This is a genomic window from Dactylosporangium sp. NPDC051541 (genome assembly GCF_044454505.1).
Classification (GTDB): Bacteria; Actinomycetota; Actinomycetes; order Mycobacteriales; family Micromonosporaceae; genus Dactylosporangium.
The window spans coordinates 226844-242918 of the sequence record NZ_JBITDU010000012.1 but is presented as its reverse complement, the minus strand read 5'-3'; the positions used below and the strand labels follow the sequence as shown (position 1 = coordinate 242918).

Here is a 16075-nt window from a genome sequence, read left to right as displayed (position 1 = left end):
CCAGTACATTCGGCCGGTGAATGTTCCCGCCGCCGAAGCCAGCCTGACCGGCCTGTCCGTGGGGGACGCGCTCGGCGCCCCGTTCGAAATGAAGCCGGCGATGCCCGACGGCGCCGCGTTCGAACTTCCGCCCGCGCCCTGGCGCTGGACCGACGACACCGAGATGGCCTGCTCGCTCCTGCTGGCCCTCGAGCGGGACGGCCGGGTCGACCAGGACCGCCTGGCCCAGGCGTTCGCCTCGCGGTGGAGCGCCGACCGGGGGTACGGCCGCGGCGCCGTCGCTCTGCTGCAGAGCATCCGCGAGGGCGTGCCGTGGCGTTCAGCGGCCGGCGCCCTGTTTTCCGGGCGCGGCTCGGCCGGCAACGGGGCGGCGATGCGAGTGGCGCCGCTGGGCGCGTTCTTCAGCGCGGACCCGGACCTCGCCGCCCGGGAGGCGGTGCTGCAGGCCGAGGTGACCCACCGGCACCCCGAAGGCGTGGCCGGGGCGGTCGCGGTCGCACTGGCCGCCGCCCACGCCACTACCGGCACCGACAACCTGTTGCGCCAGGTGCTGCACTACCTGCCGCCGTCGGACGTCCGCGACGGCATCGGCCGGGCAGTCCGGATCGCGCCGGGCACGGACCCGCGGGAGGCGGCGGCCGATCTCGGCAACGGCTCACACGCGCTCGCGCAGGACACGGTGCCGTTCGCGCTGTGGGTGGCGGCGGCGCACCCGGACGACTACCCGGGCGCGCTGGAGGCCTGTGTCCGGGCGGGTGGCGACGTCGACTCGATGTGCGCGATCGTCGGTGGGATCGTCGCGGCTCATGTCGGTACACCCGGAATTCCCTCTGCATGGATCGGCGCCCGTGAACAGCTGCCCGATTGGTTCCAGAGGCCGGAGTAACACTACGTGAGCATTGGCGGTTTCGCAGGACAATGCCATAGATTGACGAATATGTTTTAAACACGATGGGTGATATCGGGCATGAGCTGCATATGTGTCCGATCGAGTGGTAGTCCCTCATCCCGGCGAATGAAGGTTTTTCGGGGTTTCTGGGGGTAACAATGTGGTCATGCCACACCCTGCCGCGACCTATCGACTCGGTATCGTGTCGACCTATCTGCCGCGCCAATGCGGACTCGCGACCTACACCGCGGATCTGCGCGAGGCACTGGGTGTCGCCACCGACGACCTGGAATCAGTCGTCGTGGCCATCGACCGTGACGGGCACACCTACGGCGACGAGGTCGTCGCCACCATCACCCAGGACCGCATCGAGGACTACTCGGCGGCCGCCCGCGAGCTGCGCGAGGCCGGCGTCCAGGTCGTGCTCATCCAGCACGAATACGGGATCTTCGGCGGACCCGACGGCTCCCACCTGCTCGAGCTCACCCGTGCGCTCAACGCGTGCGGCATTCCGTACCTGCTGACGCTGCACACCGTGCTGACCCGGCCGTCGCCAGGGCAGGCCGCCACGCTGCGCGCACTGTGCGCCCGCGCCGCCCGGGTCACCGTCTTCACCGAGACCGCTCGCCGGGTCGCCATCCGCACCGGGATCGCCGCCGGCCACCAGCTCGTGGTGGTGCCGCACGGTGCGCCCGACGCCATGCGCCGCCCGCCCGAGCCGGCGACGCTGCGGCCGGAGCTGCGCGAACTGCTCGACAAGGTCCGGGGCAAGCCGACACTCACCACGTTCGGCCTGCTCAGCAAGGGCAAGGGCATCGACATCGCGATCGACGCGCTGGCCGAGGTCGTGCGCAAGCACCCGGACGTGCAGTACATCGTGGCCGGGACGACGCACCCGGAGATCAAGCGCCAGGAGGGCGAGGTCTACCGGGAGGGCCTGCACGAGCAGGTCCGGCGGCTCGGTCTGGCCGGCAACGTACACTTCGTCGACGCCTTCCTGGCCCTCGACGAGCTCTCCGCGATCCTGCACGCGAGCACCCTGTTCGTCACGCCGTATCGCCAGCCCGAGCAGATCTGCTCCGGCGCGCTGACGTTCGCCCTGGGTGCGGGCCTGCCGGCGGTCTCGACGTCCTACAGCTACGCCGAGGACATGCTGGCCGGCGGGGCCGGTCGGGTGGTGCCGATCGGCGACGGGGCGGCGCTCGCGGCCGAGATCATCGACCTGCTCACCGACTCCCGGGCCCTCGCCGCGGCCAAGGCCGTCGCCGAGGCGTGCGCGTCATGGCTGCCGTGGCCGGCCGTCGCCGCCCGCGAGGCCGACCTGGTCGCCGACGTCGTGCGCCAGGCCGAGTCGGCCACCGCCCGCCCCGGCCACGCCACCGCCACCGTGCCGCCGCTCAACCTCGACCACCTCGCCCGGCTCACCGACGAGATCGGGATCATCCAGTTCGCCAGCGGCCCGAACCCGGACTCCACGTCCGGCTACTGCGTCGACGACGTCTCCCGGCTGGCGATCGTCGCCGCCGACCTGCTCGCCGTCGGCACCGACGCGAAACAGACCGCCGTCGCGACCCGCTGGCTGCGCCAGTCGATCCGGTTCCTGACCGCCGCCTACGACCCGTCCGGTGCGATGCACAACGTGCTGAGCTACGGCGGGACCTGGCAGGACTGGCCACACATGGGTGATCACGTCGGGCGCACTGTCTGGGCTTTGGGGGTACTGGTCGGAACTCCGGCGGTTCCGGACGACATCCGAAGGCCGGCCGCCGCGCTGCTGGACGAGCTCGGCCCGCGCACCGAGTCGCTGTTCGGGCTGGGTCTGCGCTCCGCCGCCTACGCGCTGATCGGCCTGGCCCGGGCCGGCCGCACGGAGCAGGCCGCGCCGCTGCTCGCCCGGCTCGACGAGTCCCTCATCGAGACCTCGGCGGCCGACCCGGCCTGGCGCTGGTTCGAGGACGAGCTCACCTACGACAACGCCCGGCTGCCCCAGGCCATGCTCCTCGGCGCGGCCCTGCTGCAGGACGACGCGGCCGCGGCCCGGGCCCTGGGCGCCCTGGACTGGTATGCCCAGCACGTCGGCCTGGCCGACGGCACCCTGCGCTGCGTCGGCAACAAGTGGCACCACCGCGGCGCGACCTGGCTGGCCGATGACGGCGACGAGCAGCCACTGGACGCCGCCGCGATCGCCGAGGCCCTGGTCGACGCCTGGCAGCACACGGCCGACCCGCACCACGCGAAGCTGGCCGGCTGGGCCTACTCGTGGTTTCTCGGCCGCAACCGGGCCGGCGCCCGGCTGTATGTCGACGCCACCGGTGCCTGTCACGACGGTTTGTCGGCCACTGAGCCAAATGGGAACCAAGGCGCCGAGTCCACGCTAGCCTATTACCAAGCGCTCCTAAGCCTGATCAGGGCCGGTTTGGCCGCTCTGCCACACCCGGTGGCAGCCACGGCTCCGGTCCCGACCTCCCTGCCGACCACCGCGCTGACCAAGCCCACGAACAAGGGCCGCGTGGTGGGGCGGGCGTCAGCCGGTTTCAGCGCGACCGCCACACCGCCCCGTCTGCGCAACACGGAGGACCATTCCGATGCACTTTGACGCGGAGCTGTTCCACCGGGAACCAGCCAACCCCATGCTCAGCGCCGGGGACTGGCCGTATCCGATCAACAGTGTCTTCAACCCCGGTGCCGCGATGCACAACGGCGACACGGTCCTGCTCTGCCGGATCGAGGACCGACGCGGCATCTCCCACCTGACCGTCGCCCGTTCGAAGGACGGCCGCTCCGACTGGGTCGTCGAGGGCAAGCCCCTCATCGCCGACGACCCGACCGACGCCCACAGCTGCTGGGGCGTGGAGGATCCGCGGATCACCTACGTCGAGGAGCTCGGCGGCTACGTGATCGCCTACACGGCCTACGGCCCCGGCGGCCCCTGCGTCGCCCTGGCCCGGACCGAGGACTTCCTGACGGTCGAGCCCCTGGGCATCGTCATGCCGCCCGAGGACAAGAACGCGTCGCTGCTGCCCCGCCGGATCAACGGCGACTACGTCCTCTTCCACCGCCCAGTCTCGGTCGTCTCCGCACGCGCCGACGTCTGGCTGTCGAAGTCGAAGGACCTGCGCTCGTGGACGACCCCCGAGCCGGTCATGCAGTCCCGCTCCGGCCCGTGGTGGGACGCCACCCGGATCGGCATGGGCCCGCCGCCGATCGAGACGCCGCACGGCTGGCTCGCGGTGTACCACGGCGTCAAGCAGATGGTGGCCACGTCGATCTATCGGGTGGGCCTGGTCCTGCTCGACCTGGACGACCCGACAAAGGTCATCCGTCGTACTCCCAGCTGGGTGCTCGGCCCCGACGCGGAGTACGAACGCGTGGGCGACGTGCCGAACGTCGTCTTCCCCACCGGCCTGGTCCACGACGAGGCCCGCGACGAGCTGCGCATGTACTACGGCGCCGCGGACCTGACGGTGGCTCTCGCCTCGGCCCGCTTCTCCGAGGTCGTGGACTACCTGGTGTCGCTGCCACCTGAGGACGAGTGATCGTGGGGGGCCCTCGGGCCCCCCTTTTCACTTACTTAGGCTGCTTCCCTTGTACTACCGGCACGCGCACGAGGTTGCCCCACTCGGTCCAGGAGCCGTCGTAGTTGCGCACGCGCTCGTAGCCGAGCAGGTGGGTCAGCACAAACCAGGTGTGCGACGACCGTTCACCGATGCGGCAGTACGCCACGATGTCGTCGTCCTTGCCGAGCTCGCCGTAAAGCGTGGCGAGCTCGTCGGCCGGCTTGAACGACCCGTCCTCCCGGGCCGCCTGCTTCCAGGGCCGGTTGACCGCACCGGGAATGTGCCCGCCGCGCAGCGCCCCCTCCTGCGGATAGTCGGGCATGTGGAGCAGTTCACCGGAGTACTCACCCGGCGACCGCACATCCACCAGCGGCCGGTCGGCCTTGATGTGCTCCAGCACGTCCTCGCGGAACGCTCGAATTCGTGCGTCGTCTCGCTGTACCACCGGATAGCTTGTCGCTTTTGCGGTTGGCCCTTCTTTGGTCAGCTCGCGCCCCTCGGCGACCCACTTGGCCCGCCCACCGTCGAGGATGCGAAGGTCACGGTGGCCGAAGAGCTGAAACACCCACAGCGCGTAGGTGGCCCACCAGTTGAAGTTGTCGCCGTAGAACACGATGGTGTCGTCCGGCCCGATACCTTTGGCCTCACACAGCGCCGCGAACCCTTCGGCGTCCAGATAATCGCGGGTGACCTGATCGTTCAGCTCGGTGTGCCAGTCGACTTTGACCGCCCCGGGAATGTGCCCGGTCCCGTAGAGCAACACATCTTCGTCGGACTCGACGACGACGAGCCCCGGATCATCAAGGTGAGCAGCCAGCCACGCAGTGGTAACGAGCCGTTCCGGATGCGCGTACGCCGCGAGCTCGGGCGCTGGATCGGAAGCAACAGCCATACGCTAGCTCTACCTCCAAAAGCAGCGGGGAGACAAGCTGTGCCTCCTAAAAACAGGCGGGGAGACAAGCCTCCACCGCACCCCTCACAATCCGCGCCTGCCGGTGCGGCCTCAAAGGGGTTGAGCCACGATCCACACCGCGCCTTCCGCGCCGGCCGCTGCTGGTGGGCACAGGTCCCGTGACCGCGCCCCTGTGTGCGCCAACGGCGGGCGCCCACCCACATCCGATCTCGCCCGCTGCGCGCTAGCCCACCCCGCTACCCCTCTGGCTTGATCCCCGCCAGGCGCGGACGCTGGTGGGCCTTGATCACGGCCGCCGCGGTCCTGGTGAGCGCGTCGCACTGGTCGGCAGCGAGTGGTACGGCCGGTCCCGCGAGGGGCCCGGCACGCTGCTGTCGAAGCGGAGCGTCACGCTGCCGTCGGCGTTGCCGATCTCCACCAAACCCGGTTGGAGTTCGATTCGCGGCACAACACCAGCCGCGTGTCGACGCCGATGTAAGCGCTTGCGGTTACCGAAGCGGTGCTCATTTGCTGCTCCTGCCCGCCGGCGCGCGGAAGCCCGTTGCCCGCAGCCTTTGCTCAATCTGCCAACTCGACGGGATTGGGCAGAGTCGAAGCGTTGGTTAGGTAAGCGGGAAGGAGTCCTCGAACTCCAGTCGGCCGGGTGGCACCGCAAGGTGGATGACGAACGCGGGCACGTCGTCCACGGTGGTGACACGTAGCAGCATGGTCAGGACCCAGCCGCTGTCGTCGAGGGCCAGCAGCTGCCGTTCCTCGGGCGTGGCCGGGCGGGTTGAGATCCGCTCGCGTGCATGGCCGAACTGCATGCCCTTGCGAGCGTGCAGGTACTCCTTCAGTCCACGCGGCAGCGGGTTCGGCGTCGTGAGGTTGGTCCCGGCGGCCACGTCCGTTGGGACGTACGTCGTGCGCAGCTCGGTCGGGCCGACGCCGTCGAGACTCATCAGGTGGCGGCGGGCCACCACCGGTGCGCCTTCAGGGAGCCCGAGCTCTGCGGCGATCCGCGGCGGCGCGGGGACCTCGGCGACGTCAAGCATGCGCACCTGCCCCTCTACGTCGTCCGCCAGAAGCGCGGCGGCGTGCGCCGGCATCGTCCGGAGCGCTGGGGGCTTGCCTCGCGCGAAGCGGCCCTTGCCCTGCTGTGAGTTGATCCAACCGTCCTGGCGCAGGATCTCCAGAGCGCGCACGACCACCGGGCGGGACACGTCGAACTCGCCCATCAGCACTGTCTCGCTGGGCAGCATCGTGCCCGGCGCGTACGTTCCGTCGCTGATGCGGGTCTGCAATGCGTTGACGATCTGGACGTACTTGGGCGGCACATACTCGATCGGCATCGAGACCGGCCTCCACGGAGACGACAACATAGCTTGTCAAGAGCTTGTAAGCACGGGTAGGTACATATCGATACAGCCTTCCGCCGCCGGTCCGCCCCGTCCGGGTCCGACAGCTCAACCCTGCTCGACGTAGTCCACTGCTAGCGCTCTGCTACCTGACGCTTGAGGCGCTGCAGGATCGCGGTGCCGCCGCGGACGCGTAGCGGGCTGATCGCCTGGGCCAGCCCCATGCGCTGGTAGAGGTCGGCCGGCACCGCCAGGACCTCGTCGGCGGAGGCGCCCTCGAGACCCTCGCTCAGGATGCCTGCGAACGCTCGCGTTGTTGGCGCTTCCGGCGGGCACTGAAAGTACAACCGGACCGTCTTCTGCTCTGTCACCTCGGCCTTGAGGAAGAACGGAGTCTGGCACTCGGGCACCTGCTCCATGCCCTCGAGGCCCTCCAGCTCCGGCGGGAGCGGCGGGACGGCGTCGGCGTATTCGAGCAGCATCTCGAGCACCACGTCGCGCGGGGCGGAGGCGAACTCCTCGACGATCGCGGCCAGCTTGCCGGGCATCTCCACCTTGCTAACGTACCGCTGTGCCGAGTCTCGTCGCCGATGTGGTGCAGCCCGGAACCCTGGCCGCGCTCAGGCAACCCACCCTGTCCCATGACGGTGTCGTGCTGCGCCCGTGGCAGCTCGCTGACCAGCCCGCGGTCGTCGCGGCGTATTCGGATCCGGACATTCAACGCTGGCACTGCCGCTCGATGGACGACAGCGAAGCGGCCGGATGGCTGGCGGGCTGGCCGGAGCGTTGGAGCACCGAGGCGCGGGCCGGCTGGGCGGTGACGCTCGACGGGGCGGTCGCGGGGCAGATCGGTCTGCGGACGCTGAATTTCGTCGATGGCGAGGCCGAGATTTCGTACTGGACGCTGCCGCTCTATCGCGGCCGGCGGATCGCGCCGCGGGCATTGTCGGCGCTTTCGGACTGGTCGTTCGGAACGTTCGGACTGCATCGGCTCGTGGTGCGGCATTCGATGGACAATCCGGCGTCCTGCAAGGTCGCGCTCGGTGCGGGTTTTCCGGCGGAGGGCGTGCAGCGCGGCGCGTTACTCCACACTGACGGCTGGCACGACATGCACCTGCACGCCCGTCTCGACACGGATTCCTAGTTGTTCGGTTCGGCTTTGCTTATGCCACCGAGTACTGAATCGGGGTCGATCTCTTCGGCCAAGTCGCCGATGGACACGATCCCGACCAGCCCGTTGTTCTCGTCGCAGACCAGCACCCGGCGCACGGCCTGATCCCGCATGAGCAGCGCGGCCGAATGGATCGAGTCCTCCGGCCGCACTGTCACGAGTTCCTTGGTGAGAATCTCCCCGATCGTCGTGGCGGCCGGGTCACACCGCTCCGCCACGGCGCGTACAACGATGTCCCGGTCGGTGACCAGCCCGGCAAGCTCCGGCCCGTCCGCCACCACCACATCGCCGATATCCTGCTCCCGCATGGTCCGCGCCGCCTCGGCGAGCGTGGTCTCACTCGGCAGGTAGACCACATTTGTGGTCATCACATCCCGGACCGTCTGCATCGTCATCGCACGACCTCCCGACCTCGATGCAGAAGTGTTACCCAGACCACCTTTCTCGTAACGATCACTCCAGGTGGTCGGTCCGTTCCGCTTTGAGGAACAGCATCGCGCCCTGCACGACCCCGGCCTGGTCAACCTCGTCCCACGCCAGCAACACACCCGTCTCGGGCTCGAAGACGAGAATTTCCGTCATTTCCTTCGTCGGTACCTTCACCCCGATGCCCACCCGCCCGGCCCGATCGGTCGTCATGCCGATCCACTCGGCGCCCGCGGTTTTCGTGAGGCGATTGATGAGCAGGGTGCGCATCTCGATCGGCAGCAGGTAGATGCTGGACAGATCGACGAGCAGCGAACAGATCCCTCGCGGGTCCTTCGGGTCCCGCTCCTTGGCGAGCCGTTCGTCGATGTCCGCGTCGGTCGTGAGCAGCGGCCGGGAAGCGGGCAGTTCACCGGGCCCGAAGTCGTTGGCATCAGGGGCGCCGGTGGCCGTGGGGTGCGCTTGCGGGTGCTTCTGGTAGTACTGCCGGGACTGCTCGTTGGGAAAGACCGGCGGCAGCTGCTTGGTGACGATCCGCCGGACCCACTCCGCGTCGAACCAGGTGTCCCGCTCCTGCGGCCGGATGATCGTGGAGTTTCCTCCGGGCTCCTCGTCGAACACCTGGTTCCACGAAATCACGCCGATGTGGCTGTACTGCCCTTGCTGGCTCTCGTACGCGGCGGCTTTGAGCGGCAACGTGATCTGGCTTCCTTGCTGGAAGGCCATGGGTGCGACGATGGGCCCGAACGGGAACCCCGCTGTCTGCTGTTGCTGCTGGTCGCCACGCCGGTCGCCGGCCTGGTCGGCTCCGACCCGGACCGCGACCGCCGTCCCCACGAGCACGACCAGCGCGGCCGCGGCGACGAGCACGAACTTTCCGTACCGGCGCCTGGGTTCGGTCCCGGTCATCAAGCTCTGCGGCGAGACCCGCGTCGAGTCGATGCGCAGCTCCCGGGCCGGGTCGAACTGCTGGAGCATCGCGCGGACCACCTCTTTGTCAGTGTCAGACATGGCTAACCTCACCGTTCACCGAAACCCCGAGCCGCGCTTGAAGCCGTTTCCGCGCCCGATGCAGCCGAACTGCCGCCGCCGACTTCGAGCACCCGAGCACGATGGCCGCCTCTTTGAGGTCGAGCTCCTCCCAGCCGATGAGCCGGAGAATCTCCTGATCCCGCTCGGGCAGCGCCTCGATGGCCCGAAGCATGTCCACCATGACGGCGGAGTGCTCCTCGAAGTTCACCGTCCGCTCATGCGCCACCCCGGCCTGATGCCGGTCCCGGTCCTGGTCTCCGCCTTGCTCGCGGCCGTGATCTCGCCCGAGGTCCAGATGTCGTCTTCGCCGATGCCGATGGTTGGCAACCAGGTTCCGAGCCACCCCGTAGAGCCACGCCAGCTCCCGCTCGGGAACCTCCCCCCGCCGCCGCCAAGCCACGATGAACGTCTCCTGTGCCAGGTCAGTGGCAAGATTGGCGTCAAACACCCGCCGAAACGCATACCGCACCACAGCGTCGAAGTGCGCGGCGAACAACCCCGTGAACCACACCTCGCCCCGCTCACCCATAGGCCCTCCCTAAGGCTCTCGACCGGTATATGTCGAGCCACCCCGGGCCGATTACACCCATCTTTCTCTTCGCCCCGTGTCCCTGGCCGCAACGCCGGAACAGCGCCCGCCGCGCAATTAGGAACGATCGAGTTCCACTACGCCATGGCCCAGTTCGAGCCAGCCGACCGCCCGATCGGGCCGGCCGGCCGGGCGCGACCGCGCACGCGGCGGCGTCGAACGTGACCCCGCGGGCGCTGTGCCGGAGCCCGTGGGCCGCCTCGGCCCAGCGCCCCTTGCCGCCAGCCGCACGGAAGCGGACGCCGCGGCTGCGGTAGCGGCCAGGCGCGCGGTCGCCTCGGGCGTGAGGTCGGCCCGCGCCAGCCGGTCGGACACGATCGGGTCGCTCAGCCGGCGAGGCCCTCGACGACCGTCGCGCCGGGGATCGTGGACAGCACCGCGCCCGGGAGCACGATCTTGCTGGCCCGCAGGCCGCTGCCGATGACCGCGGACTCGACCGGCACCACGCGGGCGTCGATGTAGACGGGCCAGTCGGAGGGGAGGCCGATCGGGGTGATGCCGCCGTACTCCATACCGGTCAGGTTCACCGCGTCGTCCATCGGCGCGAAGCTGGCCTTGCGGGTCCCGAGGAGTCGGCGGACCGCGCCGTTCACGTCGGCGCGGGTGGTTGCCAGTACTACGCACGCGCAGTACACCCCGGATGGTTTGCCAATGACGATGACGCAGTTGGCGGATTGTTCGAGGGCGACGTCGTAGGCCGCGCAGAAAGCCGCGGTGTCGGCGAGCTCGGGATCGATCGGGGCGGCCTGGACCCGGTCGGCGCCGGGAATCGAGGACAGCGCCGCGAGGACGGGGGCGGCCAGCAGTTCCGGTGCGGAAAGCGCCGGCGCGAGTTCGAGTTTCAAGGACGGAGACCTTGTCTTCTGATCGGTGCCGTGGACCGGCGCTTTCAGCGTCCGTCGTCCAGAGCGAGTGCCTTCATGAAGATGCCGCCGATTTTAGACGGGTCACTCGCGATGAAGACCGCGCCGCCCGTGGCATCGACGATGCGCTGCATCTCGGCCTCGTTCACTTCGGTGCCGACGCCGATGATGATGATCTGCACCGGCTGGTCGGCCTTCTCGGTCCGCTGCAATGCGGTGATCAGACCGTCGAGCGAAATGCCGCTCGGGTCGTTGTTGCGGCCGCCGGTCACCACGACGACCGAATTGCCGCGGCCGGAATCCCAGCCCTGTTGCACGTTTTGATACGCGGCCAGGATCGTGTCGTACAAACCACTCCCGCCCTTGGGGTTTGGTTTCAGACCCCCGAGGGCGCCGCGTAACTGGTCGCGCTGGGTCGTGAGCGGGCCGATCGGCACCAGCTGCTGATAGTCGTGGCCGCCGGGCATTTCCGTGGAGAAGCACCACAGCCCGACGGCCCACGTGTCGGGGAACAGGTCCAGGCCGCCCGTCGCGGCCTGGACGGCCACCTGCGACTTGGTCAATCCGCCGGCGGTCGGCACCGGCTTGCTCATGGCCGACGACACGTCGACGACGGCCAGCATCCGTGACGGCTGGGTGATCTCGATCCACATCTGCATGGCCTTGTTGATCACTCCGGCCTCCGGCACCGGGGTGACCTGCCCGCCGGGGGGTGCGCTCGGGCTCAGCGTCATGCCGGTGCCGACCGTGCCGTCGTTGCCGCGCAGCTGGTGCTGGGCCAGCTGGTTGCGGAACGCGGCCCCGGTGAGCTGCTGACGGAACGCGTCGGCGGCCGCTTCGCGGTCCGGTGCGAGCCGCGGCATGGCAGCGTAGGGGAAGTCCAGGGCGATGGGGGCCGGGTCGGGGTACACCGCGATGAGGGGCACGGCCGGTCCGGTGGCGTTGTAGGCGTGCAGCGCCTGTTCGGAGAGTGGCGCCAGGGTCACAGAGGTGGACAGGGTCCGGGGGTCGGCGTCCCGCGGGAAGCGCCCGATCAGGCCGGACTGCTGCTCCGACTTGCCCGACATCAGCGACTTCACGGCGCCGACGGTCAGCGAGTCGCCCTGCGGGCCGAACTGGTCCTTCACCGAGGCCATCGCCACCAGCGTCGACACGCCGACCGAGTCGCGCTGCGGGTCGACGATGCCCGGCACGATCCGGGTGTCGCCGACGATCTGCTCGAGCACCTGCTTCCAGGTGACCTTGTTCTCGATCCAGCCGAGCTGCTTCGCGGTGGGCTCAGGCACCGCGAGGACGATGGGACTGCGCGCCAGCGACGGCGCGGCCAGGGCCACGAGGTCCTCGCGGGCCGCGCGCATGCGCTGCAGCCAGATCGAGGAGTCGGGCACCCAGACCTGGGGCACCTGCGTCTTGCCGTCCGCCTGGCCGAGCCCGGGCATCGTTGCCCCGCTCTCACCGGCGATGGCGGCGGCGACCTCACTGGAGGCGACCGAGACCACGTCGACCGCGACACATTCGTCGTTGACACGAGGGTTGGTCTTCATCCACTGGGCCGCGACGTCCTTGATCACCGGCGCGATCTCCGGGCTGGCCGCGACGGACAGGCGCACCGTCCCGGAGCAGCCCGACGTCGACATGGCCCGGTATCCGCCGTAGACGGCACCGATGGCGACGAGGGGAAGGATCGTGCCGGCCGCGATGGCGACGAACCCGTTGCTCCTCAGGTCCGTAGCCCGATGCCGTCCTCTCACGGGTACCAATATTCCCTAGATAAGCGCTTCGTGGGTCACGCGTTCGGCCAATCGTGAAGGTGTTTCGCGGGCGTTCGGCACACTCCGTCTGCACGTTCTCACGGTGAGTTGCGAAGACTTTGCACAGTCTTAAAAAGCGCATTCCGGCCTTGGTACCGCATGAGCGTAGCTCGGGTTCATGAGCGATCTTCACGGCGTCGGTCCGGCCGCGGGCGCTCGGCGGTTTGCGAAAGGTGTGGTCTACAGCAAAGTCGCTTTCGTGCGCCGGAAGCCCCTGACAGGATGCGAAACGGGGAACGGGAGGAACACGGTGGCGAAGTACGCGAGCTTTGTGGCGGTGGGTGACAGTTTTACGGAGGGCCTCGACGACCCCAGACCGGACGGCGTCGGGTACCGCGGCTGGGCCGATCTGGTCGCCGCCTGTCTCGCGGCCTCGTGTCCGAATTTCCGGTACGCCAACCTGGCCGTCCGCGGCCGCCTGTTCGACAACATCGTGGCCGAGCAGGTCCCGCTGGCCATGGCCATGAAGCCGGACCTGATCAGCTTCGCCGGCGGCGGCAACGACGCGATGCGCCGCACGTTCGAGCACGAGGTCCTGATCACCCGCTTCGACCGCACGATCGAGAAGCTCCGTGCCACGGGCGCCGACGTCGTCATGTTCCGCTGGGCCGACCTCTCCGGCCGCATGCCCGGCGGCAAGATCCTCCGCCCGCGCGTCGACCTCCTGAACAACGCCATCGAGGAGGTCGGCCACAAACACGGCGCGCACGTCGTCAGCCTGTGGGACGACCCGGAGTTCGCCAACCCCCGCCTGTGGGGCATCGACCGCCTGCACCTGTCCCCATCCGGCCACCGCCGCGTGGCCGCGCACGTCCTCACCGAGCTGGGCATCACCTGCGACCCCGAGTGGCTGGCCGCGCCGGCGCCGCCGGAGGAGCTGTCGTGGATGTCCCGCAAGGCCGCCGACGCCAAGTGGGCGACCCAGCACCTGGCCCCCTGGGTGAAGCGCCGGCTGACCGGCAAGTCCTCCGGCGACATGGTCACCGCGAAGCGCCCCGAGCTCGCCCCGCTCAACGAGTAGCGCTTTACTTCTGCGCTTCGTAGTACTCCTTCATCGACGGGTAGTAGTCGTTGAAGTCCGGCGTCGGGGCGTCCTCGCGCGCGGCGACCAGCGCGTCGAGGTAGAACTCCCAGCCCGGGCCGAGGTCCTCCACGCCGGCGCCCTCGGCCCCGGTCAGGTGCTGCGTGAACCGCAGCTCGGTGCGGCCGTCGCGCTCGGTCAGCTCCAGCTCCAGGCGCCACTCACCGGCGGAGAGCGCCAGCCGGCGGGGCGGCTCGCAGGCGTCGATCGTCATGTCCGTCCAGGGCTGCGACTCCTCCTGGACCATCTGGACCTGGATCGTCCGCCCCGGGCCGGGCTCACCCTTCCAGGGGCCGTACCAGCGGGCGGTGCGGTCGGACTCGGTGACGCTGGCCCACACGTCGTCCACGGGCGCGCGGAACGTGCGGGTCAGGACGAGGTCGTTGCCGAACAGGCGTCCGGTGGGGGTCAGGCTCATGCGGTTCTCTCCTGGTCTTCTCGATATTCGGCGGGCTTGCGCAGCCGCTCCCGGCGGGTGCGGTACACCTCGGTTTCGAGCGCGTCGAAGTGCTGCTGCCACCCGGTCGGCTGCCGCAGCCGCTCCAGCCATTGGGCGAGCTCGTCGAGCGGCGCGGTGACCAGTTCGTAGACGCGTCGCCGGCCGTCGGCCGTGTCGCGGACGAGCCCGGCTTCGCGCAGCACGCGCAGGTGGCGGCTGACGGCCGGGCGGCTGATCGCGAACCGCTCGGCGATCTCGCCGGCGCTCAGTGCCTGGTCGCGCAGCATGAGCAGGATTTCCCGCCGCACCTCATCGGCGATCGCTCCGGCTACGTCGTCCACGCTGTTGGCGCTTTTGACGCCTTCGGCGTTGGGCGCGTTGGTCACGCTGTCCACGCTGTCCACGCGGGGAAGCGTAACCGGTGTGTTACGCGTCAGGCAACGGCCCGGAGGAGTTCATCAGCGGCGGCGCGGGCCCGCTCGTCGGTGAGGTCAAGCTGCATCAGCAGGCTCTTGAGGAACCCGATGACCAGCACCGCGGCTGCGTCGGGGTCCAGATCGGCGCGGAACTGGCCCCGCTCGACACCTTTCGCGAACACGGTGTATAGGAAGCCGGCCCAGGCGGCGTCGTTGGCCTGGAGGGTGGCGCGCAGCTCGGGGTCCCGCCCGGCCCGCGCGTACAGCTCGTTGAGCACGACGAACTCGGCCCGCTCGGCCGCGAACCGGGTCAGGATGTGCTCGAGGTGCTCGGCCAGCACGGTCCGCGGCTCCCGCTCCGGCCCGCTCGGCGGCACCCGGTCGAGCCGCCCGACGATCTGCTGGGCGACCGCCGTGACGAGGGCCTCCTTGGTCGGGAAGTAGTAGTGCAACGTGGCGATGTTGAGCCCCACCTGCTCGGCCACATCGCGCACCCGCAGCCCCTCGAACCCGAGCGTGGCGATCGCGTGCTGAGCCGCGGCCACGATCTGCACCCGCCGCTGTTCACCGTTGACCGCCGTACGCTTCCTGGCCGGCATCCGCGTTCATCTCCCCTGAGAGCCTGCGAGCGCGGCGCGAAACCGTGCGTAACGGGGCGCGCCGACGAAGCGCCACACTAGCCCGGCCGGCCCCGGCATGTGCTTCTTCAACCAAGCCGCCCCGCCGTCCGGCTGCGCGGCCAGGATCGCCCCGATCATGTTCCAGGCCTGCCCCTTCGGCGTGGCCTTGCGCCCATGGACAGCGAACCAGTTCACCTCGCGCTGGGTGACGACCTGCTCGATGACGGGCACGATGGTGGCCTCCTCGTCCGGGAAATGCGCCGCCAGCGCCGCACAGACCCCTTTGAGCGCGTCCGTGATCGGCTGCGCGTCGGCCCTTGCGGCGCTCCGCTTCCATGCCGGCACCGCACGGTCGAGCGCCTGTAGATGCACCAGCATCTCGGCGTGCTGCGTTTTCATCCGCTCGACATGCAGGAAGCAGGCCGGCGCCCGCTGATCGATCAGGTCCCAGAGCCGCGAGTCCTCACCCTGGTGGTGCGCGTGCAGCGCGTTGGAGATGAGCTCCAGTTGGATGGCGACAACCTGCGCGTGCCCGGCGTCGCGCTCCCGAACTCCATCGACGAGCCCAGCGGCTTCTTCGAACGACCGCAGCAGCATCCGATGGATCTCGAACATCCCACTGGCATCACAGGTCTTGGGCAGCGTGTTTTCCATGCGTTCGACGGTATCCATCAAGCACTTGATGGACAACACCCAGACAGTCGACCAGACCAGCCTCACGCGGCAACGAACCGCCTGACGGAGGCGGGTCTGATCACCCTCGAGGAGAACGACACTTCCTGCTGCTACGCCCGCAGGACAAGGTCTGGGTCCGCGGCCCGGGGAGGTCTACGTCGTGAAGGCCGACGCCGACCAACTCGGCAAGCCCGTAACGCCGACCGGCACCTATCGCCAGCAGCAACTGCGCCTGCTAATCAACGCGATTCAAAGC

At 69.2% G+C, this 16075-nt stretch carries 17 protein-coding genes; 5 read left to right on the top strand and 12 right to left on the bottom strand.

Annotated features, from left to right (window positions below; genetic code table 11):
- The first annotated feature begins 16 nt into the window (after positions 1–16).
- The 3 genes from ACIA8L_RS41170 to ACIA8L_RS41160 all read left to right on the top strand — a co-directional run bounded on the left by ACIA8L_RS41170 (position 17) and on the right by ACIA8L_RS41160 (position 4425).
- Positions 17–886, top strand: a complete 870-nt coding sequence (locus ACIA8L_RS41170) for an ADP-ribosylglycohydrolase family protein (RefSeq protein WP_395913246.1) — start codon at positions 17–19, stop codon at positions 884–886.
- 205 nt (positions 887–1091) lie between these two features.
- Positions 1092–3485 (top strand): glycosyltransferase, encoded by a 2394-nt coding sequence (locus ACIA8L_RS41165; RefSeq protein WP_395913244.1) that lies wholly within the window; start codon positions 1092–1094, stop codon positions 3483–3485.
- Positions 3475–4425 carry a hypothetical protein gene (locus tag ACIA8L_RS41160; protein ID WP_395913243.1) on the top strand — a complete coding sequence of 317 codons (951 nt, stop codon included), beginning with the start codon at positions 3475–3477 and terminating at the stop codon, positions 4423–4425. The genes ACIA8L_RS41165 and ACIA8L_RS41160 overlap by 11 nt, the downstream gene beginning before the upstream one ends.
- A 31-nt stretch (positions 4426–4456) precedes the next feature.
- Here the strand turns inward: ACIA8L_RS41160 and ACIA8L_RS41155 are convergent, their stop codons facing one another.
- From ACIA8L_RS41155 to ACIA8L_RS41145, 3 genes are all read right to left on the bottom strand, one after another.
- Positions 4457–5338, bottom strand: a complete 882-nt coding sequence (locus ACIA8L_RS41155; RefSeq protein ID WP_395913242.1) for a sulfurtransferase — start codon at positions 5336–5338, stop codon at positions 4457–4459.
- 623 nt (positions 5339–5961) lie between these two features.
- Complete coding sequence (locus ACIA8L_RS41150) at positions 5962–6690, bottom strand: GntR family transcriptional regulator (protein ID WP_395913241.1); 729 nt, start codon at positions 6688–6690, stop codon at positions 5962–5964.
- A 140-nt stretch (positions 6691–6830) separates the two neighbouring features.
- Complete coding sequence (locus ACIA8L_RS41145) at positions 6831–7244, bottom strand: SufE family protein (protein ID WP_395913371.1); 414 nt, start codon at positions 7242–7244, stop codon at positions 6831–6833.
- Positions 7245–7267: 23 nt separating this feature from the next.
- Here ACIA8L_RS41145 and ACIA8L_RS41140 point away from each other — a divergent pair, with 23 nt between their 5' ends.
- On the top strand, positions 7268–7840 hold the full coding sequence (locus ACIA8L_RS41140) for a GNAT family N-acetyltransferase (RefSeq protein ID WP_395913239.1): 573 nt from the start codon (positions 7268–7270) through the stop codon (positions 7838–7840).
- Here the strand turns inward: ACIA8L_RS41140 and ACIA8L_RS41135 are convergent.
- The 5 genes from ACIA8L_RS41135 to ACIA8L_RS41115 form a co-directional block, all read right to left on the bottom strand.
- Positions 7837–8262: a CBS domain-containing protein gene (locus ACIA8L_RS41135; RefSeq protein ID WP_395913237.1), complete on the bottom strand. Its 426-nt coding sequence runs from the start codon at positions 8260–8262 to the stop codon at positions 7837–7839. The genes ACIA8L_RS41140 and ACIA8L_RS41135 overlap by 4 nt on opposite strands.
- A 58-nt stretch (positions 8263–8320) precedes the next feature.
- Positions 8321–9304 carry a hypothetical protein gene (locus tag ACIA8L_RS41130; protein ID WP_395913235.1) on the bottom strand — a complete coding sequence of 328 codons (984 nt, stop codon included), beginning with the start codon at positions 9302–9304 and terminating at the stop codon, positions 8321–8323.
- Entirely contained in the window at positions 9297–9854 is a 558-nt protein-coding gene (locus tag ACIA8L_RS41125) for an RNA polymerase sigma factor (protein ID WP_395913234.1), read from the bottom strand. Before ACIA8L_RS41125 ends, ACIA8L_RS41130 begins: the two co-directional genes overlap by 8 nt.
- A 386-nt stretch (positions 9855–10240) precedes the next feature.
- Positions 10241–10759, bottom strand: a complete 519-nt coding sequence (locus tag ACIA8L_RS41120) for a YbaK/EbsC family protein (protein WP_395913232.1) — start codon at positions 10757–10759, stop codon at positions 10241–10243.
- Positions 10760–10803: 44 nt separating this feature from the next.
- Positions 10804–12528, bottom strand: a complete 1725-nt coding sequence (locus tag ACIA8L_RS41115) for a substrate-binding domain-containing protein (RefSeq protein ID WP_395913230.1) — start codon at positions 12526–12528, stop codon at positions 10804–10806.
- Between the two features lie 337 nt (positions 12529–12865).
- Between ACIA8L_RS41115 and ACIA8L_RS41110 the strand changes: the two genes are divergently transcribed.
- On the top strand, positions 12866–13609 hold the full coding sequence (locus ACIA8L_RS41110; RefSeq protein WP_395913228.1) for an SGNH/GDSL hydrolase family protein: 744 nt from the start codon (positions 12866–12868) through the stop codon (positions 13607–13609).
- A gap of 4 nt (positions 13610–13613) precedes the next feature.
- Here ACIA8L_RS41110 and ACIA8L_RS41105 read toward each other — a convergent pair whose 3' ends face one another.
- The 4 genes from ACIA8L_RS41105 to ACIA8L_RS41090 all read right to left on the bottom strand — a co-directional run bounded on the left by ACIA8L_RS41105 (position 13614) and on the right by ACIA8L_RS41090 (position 15798).
- Positions 13614–14087, bottom strand: a complete 474-nt coding sequence (locus ACIA8L_RS41105) for an SRPBCC family protein (protein WP_395913226.1) — start codon at positions 14085–14087, stop codon at positions 13614–13616.
- Complete coding sequence (locus tag ACIA8L_RS41100; RefSeq protein ID WP_395913369.1) at positions 14084–14449, bottom strand: metalloregulator ArsR/SmtB family transcription factor; 366 nt, start codon at positions 14447–14449, stop codon at positions 14084–14086. Before ACIA8L_RS41100 ends, ACIA8L_RS41105 begins: the two co-directional genes overlap by 4 nt.
- A gap of 92 nt (positions 14450–14541) precedes the next feature.
- On the bottom strand, positions 14542–15123 hold the full coding sequence (locus tag ACIA8L_RS41095) for a TetR/AcrR family transcriptional regulator (protein WP_395913224.1): 582 nt from the start codon (positions 15121–15123) through the stop codon (positions 14542–14544).
- Between the two features lie 6 nt (positions 15124–15129).
- Positions 15130–15798, bottom strand: a complete 669-nt coding sequence (locus ACIA8L_RS41090; RefSeq protein WP_395913222.1) for a hemerythrin domain-containing protein — start codon at positions 15796–15798, stop codon at positions 15130–15132.
- Positions 15799–16075: the final 277 nt, after the last annotated feature.

What these genes read in the sequence shown, in the direction of transcription:
- ACIA8L_RS41090 (WP_395913222.1), bottom strand. Translation starts at nt 15,798, where the DNA reads ATGGAAAACACGCTGCCCAAGACCTGTGATGCCAGTGGGATGTTCGAG.
- ACIA8L_RS41105 (WP_395913226.1), bottom strand. Translation starts at nt 14,087, where the DNA reads ATGAGCCTGACCCCCACCGGACGCCTGTTCGGCAACGACCTCGTCCTG.
- ACIA8L_RS41150 (WP_395913241.1), bottom strand. Translation starts at nt 6,690, where the DNA reads ATGCCGATCGAGTATGTGCCGCCCAAGTACGTCCAGATCGTCAACGCA.
- ACIA8L_RS41155 (WP_395913242.1), bottom strand. Translation starts at nt 5,338, where the DNA reads ATGGCTGTTGCTTCCGATCCAGCGCCCGAGCTCGCGGCGTACGCGCAT.
- ACIA8L_RS41130 (WP_395913235.1), bottom strand. Translation starts at nt 9,304, where the DNA reads ATGTCTGACACTGACAAAGAGGTGGTCCGCGCGATGCTCCAGCAGTTC.
- ACIA8L_RS41095 (WP_395913224.1), bottom strand. Translation starts at nt 15,123, where the DNA reads ATGCCGGCCAGGAAGCGTACGGCGGTCAACGGTGAACAGCGGCGGGTG.
- ACIA8L_RS41125 (WP_395913234.1), bottom strand. Translation starts at nt 9,854, where the DNA reads ATGGGTGAGCGGGGCGAGGTGTGGTTCACGGGGTTGTTCGCCGCGCAC.
- ACIA8L_RS41135 (WP_395913237.1), bottom strand. Translation starts at nt 8,262, where the DNA reads ATGACGATGCAGACGGTCCGGGATGTGATGACCACAAATGTGGTCTAC.
- ACIA8L_RS41145 (WP_395913371.1), bottom strand. Translation starts at nt 7,244, where the DNA reads ATGCCCGGCAAGCTGGCCGCGATCGTCGAGGAGTTCGCCTCCGCCCCG.
- ACIA8L_RS41160 (WP_395913243.1), top strand. Translation starts at nt 3,475, where the DNA reads ATGCACTTTGACGCGGAGCTGTTCCACCGGGAACCAGCCAACCCCATG.